This is a genomic window from Crocosphaera sp. XPORK-15E (genome assembly GCF_034931425.1).
Lineage (GTDB): Bacteria > Cyanobacteriota > Cyanobacteriia > Cyanobacteriales > Microcystaceae > UHCC-0190.
The window spans coordinates 1-10,706 of the sequence record NZ_JAYGHQ010000043.1; the positions used below are offsets into that span (position 1 = coordinate 1).

Sequence of the window (10,706 nt, forward strand, 5' to 3'; positions counted from 1 at the left end):
AGTTATGTCCCCCGATGAACTGGTTAAACGACACAAACAATCAGCCTTAGCATTAGTGTCTCGTTATGACTGCGGAAAAGAAAATACAACTTAACAAAACTTAACTGTCTGTAAAAGCTTACTATATAAAGGTTTGACTTGGTTTGGTTAAAATTTTTTAAATATTGTGATACGTCTTGTGAGTAATTGGGAACTCTTGATACAGTAGACACATAAACCAATCAAAGGAACGGGCAACAGGTGAGTCATCCATACTGGCAAGCGAAAATTTGGGGATTACTTCATGATCCGGCCTTGAAAGCGTTACATGATAATTCAGGGAGAGGGGGAAACAGTTTTTGGCGGGAGTTACCTATTATGCAAGAATGGGTAGCCAATGATTTAAACCCAGAAAAATCCGGTAAAAAGATTTTTAAGCAGATCAAACTAGCTGATTATATCACTTCAGCTAGTGATCGCGGTGCCATTGGAAGTCTTACCAATAGTGTTAACTATAGTGATAATGGCTTAGAAATTTCTCATTTGTTATCAGGAGAAAAATTAAATTTTAAAATCAAGCAACATGACACAATGTTGTCTAAGGGTCAACGTCTCCAGTTTCTAGAAGGTAAAGAACAAGAACTATTAAAGTTAATTCCTAGTAATCTTATAGAATTAATTCCTAGTGATCCTGAAAAAGACAAACAAGACTATGAAAAAGCGTTATTTTGGTGGTTATGGCGATGTCTTCCTGAAGCGACTTGCCAACTCTTTGATAATGATGCTTCTCTGCTATTAATGCCAGCAGAAACCCGTTTACCCGATAGTTCAATTTGGAGTCATGCTAGTCTGACAGCAGCGATGGCGGGTGCTTTAGCTGGATATGATTTAACCACAGAAGATATCACGAAAAATTGGAAAGCTAATAAACCTTTATCCCATCCTTACTTAGCTAGTTTTACGTTTTCGCCTATTCAAGAATTAATCAAAGCTAGTCGAAAAATGCGAGATTTCTGGGCAGGTTCTTGGATTTTGCATTATCTTTCAGCAAAAGTTTCTTGGACATTAGCCAATATTTATGGACCTGACTGTTTAATTTATCCTAATCTATATCAACAACCTTTAATTGATCATTGGTTATTACAAAAATACTCAAGATTTGGATTTAATCAATGGATTAAGCAACCAAGTGATCGCAGTTTATTGACTGCCGGATTTCCCAATGTAATCGTCTTAGTCTTGCCTAAAGATAAAGTACAAGCTGCCATGCAAACAGCTAAAAGTACCCTGATTAATGAATGGTTGAATATTAGTCAATTAGTGTTTACTGAATTAGAAGATAGACATTGGATGAAAGGGTTATCCTTTGACCATAAAAACTGGAAAGGATGGTTAAAATCTCAATGGCAAACTTATTGGACAGCCGTTCCCATTGGCGTTGATAAAGAACAAGAAAACAAACAAGGAAAACTAGAAAAAATTGAGTTAACCAGTAGTGAAATTTATCGAGACAACGATAGTAATCAACGGGAAAATAAGGAGACGGAAGCTACTGACATCAAGGAAAAAGATCAGCATTGGGTTGAGACTCAGAATCAAGGCTATGGCTTAAATGAAAAAAATGCCCTCTTCTTAAAACAGGAGTTAAACTTTTTACAAAAAGCAGGAAATATACGTCGAGAAAAGCAAAATAGACATCCTTTTAATGCTAATGTGGGTTCTTGGTGGGCTGCTATATTTGACCAAACTCGTTTAGCTTTAACGGCAGTTAAAAATGGAAGAGATTGGCAAATTCCAACCGCATTTAGTACCCGTTCTACTATTTCTGGATTAGGGGCAGTTGTACATCCCATTAACGATTGGATTGAAGAAGGAAAAACTAAAGCTTTATGGAAACGTCAAGCAGGGTTATTTGATGGAATAGAACAACTCAATGCCACAGAAACCGTTAAAAGAGGATTACATTTAGTTTTACCTAAATTATTAAATTTAGAAGAGGAAAAAATCACCATTACTTATCCTGATTTGACCTGCGGAGTGGCTGGATATTTGAAAACAGGAAACCCTGAAGACTTAGAACATTTTGAAGCTACTTCTCAAGCCGTTATTAAAGAATATTTAGAAGAACATAATAAAATTCCTGATGAAATAACAGATAAATGGGGCATACCTTGGTCTGATGACAATCAGAATATAAAATATCATCCTCGTTTACTTAATTCTGGTTGGTTAGTAGAAGATTTAGAGAAAGAATCTACTCCTGAGAATAGAGCTAAATTACAACAATTAATTAGACATTATTATCCTAATAATAATCCTACTAATTGGTATGTTATTGCTGCGGGTGACGGAGATGGAATGAGTGAATGGTTAAAAGGAACTAAACTTAAATCCTATGGAGAATATACCTCTAAAAATTTAGAAGTTACAGGAGACATTAAAGAAGATTTCAATGAGTTTTTAAAGTCACCTAAACGAATGGGTCCCTCAACTCATAATGCTTTAAGTCGTGCGTTACTTGACTTTTCTAATCAATTAGTTCCTTATTTAACGGAAGAAAGATATGCAGGACGATTAATTTATAGTGGTGGAGATGACGTTTTAGCTTACACTAATTTATGGGAATGGGATAATTGGTTATGGGATATTCGTCAATGTTTTCGAGGTGATAAAGATCCCATCGGATTTGATAATGATGGCAATTTTACTGTAGAAAAAAGTGAATTTAAAAATGAAGGAGATTATTGGCAATGGAATCAAGAAAATAGACCGAAAAATTTAGCAGAGCGTCCCTTATTTACTATGGGAAGAAATGCTACAATTAGTTTTGGAATGGTTATGGCTCATCATTCAGTTCCTTTAGCGATCAGCTTAGAAAATCTCTGGGAAGCAGAAGAAGAAGCGAAAGAACACTACATCAATAAAAATAACCATCAAACTTACAAAAATGCTGTTCAAGTTAGAGTCATTTATGGTAACGGAAATATTTTGAAAGCTACCACTAAATTTGAAGTATTTGAACAATGGAAAAACCTAATTGAATTAGATAACATAGAATCCAGTTTATTTGAACAAGCTGCAAACCTTTGGACTCAACATCCTAGTCCTATGAAAGAGGCAATTCATCCTTGGATAATTGCATTTTGTCACCGTCGAGAAAAACTCAATGATGACATCAGCAAAAGCTTTGAGACAGCTTTATCAAAATTCCTCTATTATCTCTGGGAAAATACCCCAGAAGAACAATTAAATCAAGAAGTTCAAAGTTGGTTAAGATTAGCAGCTTTTGTGAAACGGAACCGTCAAATTCAATTAGGAGGAAAGGCTTAATGTATTGGTACACCTTAACACCGAACGATGTCTTAATGTTACGAGATGCAAAACCTTTTACCCCTGGTGAAAGAGCATGGGCGGGGAGTGTATTTCCTCCTAATGGACATACCATTGCTGGAGCTTTAAGGGGACTTTTGGGCAAAAAAGATACTGTTGAGATTAAAGGAGTCTTCTTTGCCAAGGAAACGGCTATGGAAGGGACAAATAACCTTGAGATGCTTCTCTATTTGCCTACTCCTTTAGGATTTGTGGGAAATAAGCCTTTGATTCCTCTTGACTGGAATAAAAACGTACCCTTAAATCATATTTTTTGGGATCAAACGAAACCTTGTCCTTTAACCACCGAAAAACAACCATCAAATAACGATAAAGATGATAAAAAGTATCGTCACTATATCCCTTCTGATGCTGTTTTAAAATATCTTAAAAATGGGAATTTTGAAGAAGAAGATTTACTTCGTCCTAAGGTAGAAAAACATCATCCCAGTTATGAACATGAAAAACCTTGGACAATAGAAACTCGTTCTCATAATTCTATTCAACCAGACACAAAACAAGTCAAAGAAGCTGATGGTTATTTTGTAGAAAATACCATAAGAATGTTACCCGGATGGCGTTTAGCGATCGCTGTTGATCAATCTACTCATCAACAGATAGAAAAACTATCCTTAAATTCACAAAAATTGCTTACATTAAGATTAGGAGGGGAAGGACATCGAGTCGTTATCGAAAGATGTGAAGTCTTAGATTCTCAATGGAATAAATTACAAAATCAATCGGCTCAAAACTTTAATGTCGAAGGAAAAAAAGTAGCTTATTTAATTACTCCAGGAGTCTTTGAAAGAAATAAAAATGGGACAGCAATGTGTAAACCTTATCCTTGGGAATGGAAACTGGCTCATACTGTTAATGATAATCAACAATCAGGTAATTTAGTGAGTGTTGCTACGGCAACAGCTTTACCTATTAGTTGTAGAATTAGAGATAAAAATGGAACTAATAAAAGTATTCCTGCACCACAAGTATTTGCTGCCCCCCCTGGCAGTCAGTATTACTTAAATCAACCTCAAATGTTGTTTCAAGATCAAGAAAATGCTTCAAGACAAGCTAAATGTTGGCGGCAATTAGGTTATTCTGAAATGCTTTGGATATCCGTCAATTATTAAACTTTAGTGATATAAAAAAGTGGTTTTATGGCAAGTATTATTCTTTCGTTTGTTGGTAGTCAAGATCCCTATTCGGAGAAAAACCATGAGGAAGGTTCTCTAGTTACTTTAGTTCGTCATTTAATAGCACAATCACAAGAAATCCGAAAAATTTGTTTATTGTATACAGCAGATACTCAACCTCAAGCCGAATTAACACAAGATTGGTTAACCTCAGAACTTAAAATTTCGGGTGAATCAATCAATATTTATCAAGTTTCTCAAGGACTTTCTCACGATCCCATAGATGTTGAATTATCATTAAAAGAAGCTCATAGTTTTTGTTCACAAATTATTGAAATTAAAGCAGAAAATGATATAATAGAATTCAATTCATCTTCAGGAACACCAGCTATGAAAACAGCTTGGGGAATTTTACAAGCTTCTGGAAAGTGGGGAAAGAGTAATCTTTGGCAAGTGCGAAACCCTTTTCAAATGAAACCTCATCAATCTAGGGTTTTTGTTAATAATGTTAATGTTGTCAAGAATGAATCCGATCTCAAGGTTATCAAAAAACAATTACAAAACTATAACTATTATGGAACCTTAGAAACTTTAGAAAATAGCGGTTTTGAGCAAGAGCAGCTTCAAGAATTAATTGGAGCAGGTGCATTTCGTTTAGCCTTTAACTTTGATAAAGCTTTTTCTTCTTTGCAAAAAGTTGGTAATTTGGCTCCCGATAGTTGGAAAAAAGAAATTGCTCAATTAAGACAAAAAAACTCGACTGCTCTCTTAAAAGAAGTTTACTACAAGGCTAAAATTAATCTTGATAATCAAAAATATGCTGATTTTTTAATCTTAGTTTTTTGCTTCCAAGAAAATTTGCTTAGATATTTGGTTAAAAAGATGATTCTTCCTGCTCATCAAGTTGATAAAAATTGGAATCAATTAGAAAAGGAGAAAACAATTACTACAAGCATTCAAAAGTTTGATAACGGAAAGCTCAAAACCCATCTTGAAAATTATCGTTTAGCTAATGGAGAAAAGATAAGAATTGACTTTGAACGTTTTTTAAATCGAATAATTCTAAAAGCAATCCTTGATTATCAACCAGAGAAAAATAGTTTATTACTTTCTTTAATTGAGTCTTTAGAAACTTACTGTCAAACCCGTAATGATTACATTCATAACTTAGAAGGAGTCCCAGAAATTACTAAAGAAGAATCTGACCGAATTATGAACGACATGAAGACAATTTTGACCGAAATTACCAATTTTTTATCAGTCAACCCTTTTGATACTCTCAATGTTCAAATTCTAAACAATCTAAAAACAATTACACAAGGTAAAAATCATGATTAACACTGTTTATTTATATCTCTTATCTCCCTTACATACTGGAGGAACCACCCAAGAAGGTAACTTATTAGGAATTGCCCGTGAATCTCATACCAATTTGCCTTATATTCCTTCCTCTACCATTAGAGGTAAATTAAGAGCGAGTGTCCAAGATAAAACCGAACGTTTTAAACTGTTTGGAAATGAACTTAATGATGACACTACTACTCAATTAGAGCAAGGAAATATTTGGATTGGAGACGGCTCGATTTTATGGCTTCCTGTTCCTTCTTTGAGTCATGGAGTCATTTGGATTAGTTCCCCCATGTTGTTAAGACGTTGGGCTAAATTCAATAACACTCAACTTAATATTCCCTCTGAATATAGCTGTAACTTTAAAAAAAGTGCTTCAGCGATTTACCTTAAAGATGCAATGTTCAAAGCTGAAGATTTGCTAGATTGGGAAAACTGGAAACAGTTCCTTCCTCAAAATACTGAAACTACTTCTATTCAACAATTAATGGTATTACCAGATCGCCATTGTTCTACTATGATTCAAATGGGATTATGGCGACAAGTAAAAATAAAATTAGATCAACATAAAACTGTTGATAGTGGGTTTCGTTATGAAGAGGCAATTCCTCCTGATACTTTAATGTATTTTCCTTGGGGCATTACTTCACAAGCTAATGGTTCAGGAGAACAAGCTTTTCTAGACTTTCAATCATTATTGCAACAATCTTCTATTATTCAAATTGGAGGACAAGAAAGTTTGGGACGAGGCTTTGTTCAACAATGGATTTAATTAACATTAATTAGTAGGAAAAATCATCATGTTTGACCCACGCACAATTAGTAAACCCGTATATGAAGGCTTATCCAATTTACGAGAAAGACCAAATCAAGATAACAGTAAACTTAAGGAGCAAAAAAGTCAAGCTGTTGAACTATATACTTATTTAGCTACTTGGGGGATGATGCGTCTTAAGGCTGAAGAAACTGCCTTAAGTCAAGAGGGTAAAAAACAGGTAGTTAAGCTTTATTTTGGCTGCCTAGAAACTTTAACAGGAATTACTAATTTATCTAGTTCAACTGGTCTAAATGTTCTAAAAAATCTCACGGCTGATGAATATTTAGGTTTAACTGGATTAGGGTTAGAATTAGCTCAAGAATTCGCATTTTGGGCTAATGCTGTTTATCATGATATTAATGGGGACAGCTAAATATTAAAACTCATGAAATACAGATTAGGGGAATAAATGATGAAAAAATAGAAATAGTGAGAACAGGATGGATTGTCAAATAATGACACTTGTCAATCATCTTTCTGAATCTCGTCAGCAAGAAATTTTAGATTTTGCTCGATTTCATTATAAAAGACAACAAATTACTTCTAAAATAAATTAAGGCAATCCCCATGACTACTAATCCTTTACAAAGACCATTACCGCCTCGTAAGCCCCAAAATCAAGCGCTTCGACGGCCTACCCCAAGACCAGCCAATTCTAGTAATTCATCGGGAGGAGGAAGCAGAAATAATGGCAATAGAGGTAATAATAATGGTGGTAATGGGGGAAATAGTGCTTCACCTCCTTCACCTTGGCTAAATGAAAATAATGAACCCTCACCTCATTCAACTGCAAGTTTTGTTGAATATTTACGTTGGATGCGTGAATCTGATCATCAATACAAAGATGGGACGAAAGTTCAAATTCTTCAACTAGCTACAGAAAAAGCTAATTATAGCGATCGCCTCAAAATCCTTACCCAACGTCTTGAATTAATGGCAGGAAAAGCAAACACTTTTACCGTTAAATGTGCTTGGCGTATCAGAGTGGGAGGACATCGAGGACCAGAAAATATTTTATTACCTGCTTTTGATGCCTTGGGAATGCCTTATATTCCTTCTTCTACTTTGCGAGGTGTTGCGCGGACTCAAGCCATTCGAGAAGTCATGAAAGATAAAGGAATTACTGACTGGAAATCCGCAGAAAAAGAGCCAGAAATTGTTAAATATTTTGGTTCTTTGGATGCAGATAAACAGGATAAAGCGGGAAAAATTGTTTTTTTTGATGCCTATCCTTTACCTGACAAACATGGTTTGGCCATGGATATGGCTAATAATATCTGGAAATGGGAAGGAAATGAGTTACAATATAGTCCTAATCCCAATCCTTTTTTATCACTTGAAGAACCTACTTTTAAAATTGCTTTAAAGTTAGTGAACGGAATTAAAGATCCTACTATTTTAGAAAGGGTAAAAGGTTGGTTAATTAAAGGATTACAAACAGGAGTTGGTTCTCAGGTTAATACTGGCTACGGAGAATTTCTCATAGCAGGAAAAGGACAACCCACTAATGAATTTTTACGAGTTGAATTTGCTTTAGAAGGTCAGCTAATTCATGGACATCAAAAATTTACTCAATGGCAATGGAATGACAAAAGAAATGAATGGCAAATGCGAGGACAAGCTTTAGCTGAACCCCGTCCTACAGCCTTTAAATCCATGTTACGTTATTGGTTTCGTGTGTTTGCATTAGGAGTCTTACCACCCAATTCAGTATCAGAATGGGAGAACAAATTATTTGGCGGTATTAATCCTCATAAAGAATATGGATATTTAAAGGTCAGTCTACAACAGGGAAAAGTCACTCAAAAAGAACCTCATGCAAATCATCAAGGTAAAAATGATCCAGTTGGTGAACAAGAAGGGATTCTAATCTTGTCTTTTTCTGATGCCGTATCTAAGCAGCATGAAGTGGCCTTAAAACAGCTTTATCAAAACTTAACTTGGTTAATGTTTAATCTAGGGGGTATTGGACAGGGAGCCAGACGACCTTGTTATTCTCGTCAAAATCGAGAACGTGCGCCTTGGTATCGTGGTTCAACTTTTTACTTAGATAGTGATGAAGCTTTTTGGTCAACTCCGAATAAAATTCAAGGATTAAAACAACAATTTCAAGTTAGACTTAAAGATTTCTATACCGCTTTAAATCAAGTATCAGAGCTTAATTTCAATTATGGTAATCGTCGTAATGGTTTTCAAGTTACTCAGAGCAAATGGCTTGAAGCAGCAGATGCTAACTGTGAAATTATTATCTGTTCGGGAGAAGAACAATATGGTAAACCTTATGCTTTAAGTGTTTTACACAGTTCTTCTTTTAAAGTTAGTAACGACTATGATGGAAATTTATGCGGACAAGTTAGAGGAGGAGTAAAACCTTCCCCTGTTTGGATTGCTGATTTAGGAGATTTTCAAGTCGTTACTATCTTTGGGGCGACCGAAAATCCTCGCCAGCGTTTTTTTCAAAAAATACGTTCTGATGCTAAAGAAATTGCTCTAATTTTACCCTTATAAATTATTACTATGTCTCGCAAAAAATCAATTCTTATTGCTACCATTGGCACTCGTGATTCTCAGTAAGTTTGGAGAAGGCACTTATTTCTATGATTTTATCCAAGATGCTGACAAAAACTTTCTAGGTTTTCCTTCTCAATAGACTAAACCCTTTCAAGGTCGAAATTATCTCTGGGAACTCAAACAAACAGAAGCTTTATCATTATTGCATCGACGGGATTATCCCGCAGTTCAAAGGGTTTTACGTCCTTATAAAAATAATGCTGATGATAATGATCAATCCATTAAAAGTATTTGGAATAAACTAGATCTGGCTATTGCTTGGAATATGGCTGATTTTGATGGTGTTGCTCAGTTAATTGATGAAACAAATCAACAAAGAACAAAAACATGGTGGTGGACTGCTTATGAAGCTGCTTATTTAGCAGTTATTCGCTTTCAACAAGGTCACACCACAGAAGCCTTTTTTCACAGTTTTCGTGCAGTGGAAGGGTTAATGATTGAATGGGCAATTCAATACTACAACCCCCATGTTAATAAAGATAAGACTCCTATTCTACAGAAATCTATCTGTAAAGATTCTAATTTTCCTGAATCGAAATATTGGAACAGTTATTTTGATAACCAAGGTGTTTTCAAGCTCTTTGGAGAAAAACTGGAAAAGTTATTAATGTCATCACGGACTCAACTTAATCGTGAACATTATTGGAAAAATTTTGCTCAAACTCGTGAACAACGAAATCAACTATTTCACAGACTTTACAAGTTGGATAAGAAAGATTTATTTCAAGCTTGGAATGCTAACAATCAAAAAGAATGGGAAGACCTAATTTTAAGCTGTCTTAATTCGTTATCTTCACAAACATTTTTAGAAATTAAGTCGTCTAGCCTACTGTTTGATATACACAATTCGCTAAAGCAAGAAATTCAAGAATATGGGAAGCAATTAACAAATTAAAACCACCTAAGATGTTTTTATAAGACAAATCTCAATTTTTTCACATTATTATCAATTACTACTCCGCTAATTTATAAATTAGCGGAGTTTTTCAGTTTTCATTCAACTGATTTCTCCTGGTTAGGGAGAGAATTAATCCACAACCACCTCGGAAACCACCTTCCACGTTTCCATTCAACTGATTTCTCCTGGTTAGGGAGAGCTTTTCCTGCCACAAAGGTGGGGATTCAGGATGCTTTGAGGTTTCCATTCAACTGATTTCTCCTGGTTAGGGAGAGTGATGCAGAGCGTTGTGTTTCGGAGACATCCGTTTTAGAAGGGTTTCCATTCAACTGATTTCTCCTGGTTAGGGAGAGCCCTTTACGCTGACCCAAACAAAGGGGTTTACTTAAGTTTCCATTCAACTGATTTCTCCTGGTTAGGGAGAGTTTTAAACCAGATGGTCTTGACCGTTATTGGTTTTCTCAAGAGTTTCCATTCAACTGATTTCTCCTGGTTAGGGAGAGACTCCAGAAACGCCGCATTCTGAAAATCATCACAAGTTTCCATTCAACTGATTTCTCCTGGTTAGGGAGAGAGTTCGTCTGACGATCCA

General features: G+C 35.3%; 7 protein-coding genes and 1 CRISPR repeat array. All 7 genes read left to right on the plus strand.

The window, feature by feature from the left end; translation table 11 throughout:
- Positions 1–240 precede the first annotated feature (240 nt).
- The 7 genes from cas10 to VB691_RS23795 all read left to right on the plus strand — a co-directional run bounded on the left by cas10 (position 241) and on the right by VB691_RS23795 (position 10,111).
- Complete coding sequence (gene cas10, locus VB691_RS23765; protein WP_323294009.1) at positions 241–3,309, plus strand: type III-B CRISPR-associated protein Cas10/Cmr2; 3,069 nt, start codon at positions 241–243, stop codon at positions 3,307–3,309.
- On the plus strand, positions 3,309–4,478 hold the full coding sequence (locus VB691_RS23770; RefSeq protein WP_323294010.1) for a type III-B CRISPR module-associated protein Cmr3: 1,170 nt from the start codon (positions 3,309–3,311) through the stop codon (positions 4,476–4,478). The genes cas10 and VB691_RS23770 overlap by 1 nt, the downstream gene beginning before the upstream one ends.
- Positions 4,479–4,505: 27 nt before the next feature.
- A complete protein-coding gene (locus VB691_RS23775; RefSeq protein WP_323294011.1) occupies positions 4,506–5,819 on the plus strand; it encodes a hypothetical protein in 1,314 nt (437 codons plus the stop codon).
- Complete coding sequence (gene cmr4, locus VB691_RS23780) at positions 5,815–6,600, plus strand: type III-B CRISPR module RAMP protein Cmr4 (protein ID WP_323294014.1); 786 nt, start codon at positions 5,815–5,817, stop codon at positions 6,598–6,600. Before VB691_RS23775 ends, cmr4 begins: the two co-directional genes overlap by 5 nt.
- A 25-nt stretch (positions 6,601–6,625) precedes the next feature.
- Positions 6,626–7,018, plus strand: a complete 393-nt coding sequence (locus tag VB691_RS23785; RefSeq protein WP_323294015.1) for a hypothetical protein — start codon at positions 6,626–6,628, stop codon at positions 7,016–7,018.
- 194 nt (positions 7,019–7,212) lie between these two features.
- Positions 7,213–9,153: an RAMP superfamily CRISPR-associated protein gene (locus VB691_RS23790; RefSeq protein ID WP_323294012.1), complete on the plus strand. Its 1,941-nt coding sequence runs from the start codon at positions 7,213–7,215 to the stop codon at positions 9,151–9,153.
- Between the two features lie 205 nt (positions 9,154–9,358).
- Positions 9,359–10,111: a hypothetical protein gene (locus VB691_RS23795; protein ID WP_323294013.1), complete on the plus strand. Its 753-nt coding sequence runs from the start codon at positions 9,359–9,361 to the stop codon at positions 10,109–10,111.
- A gap of 94 nt (positions 10,112–10,205) precedes the next feature.
- A CRISPR array of direct repeats spans positions 10,206–10,688; the repeat unit is 36 nt; unit sequence GTTTCCATTCAACTGATTTCTCCTGGTTAGGGAGAG.
- Positions 10,689–10,706 lie beyond the last annotated feature (18 nt).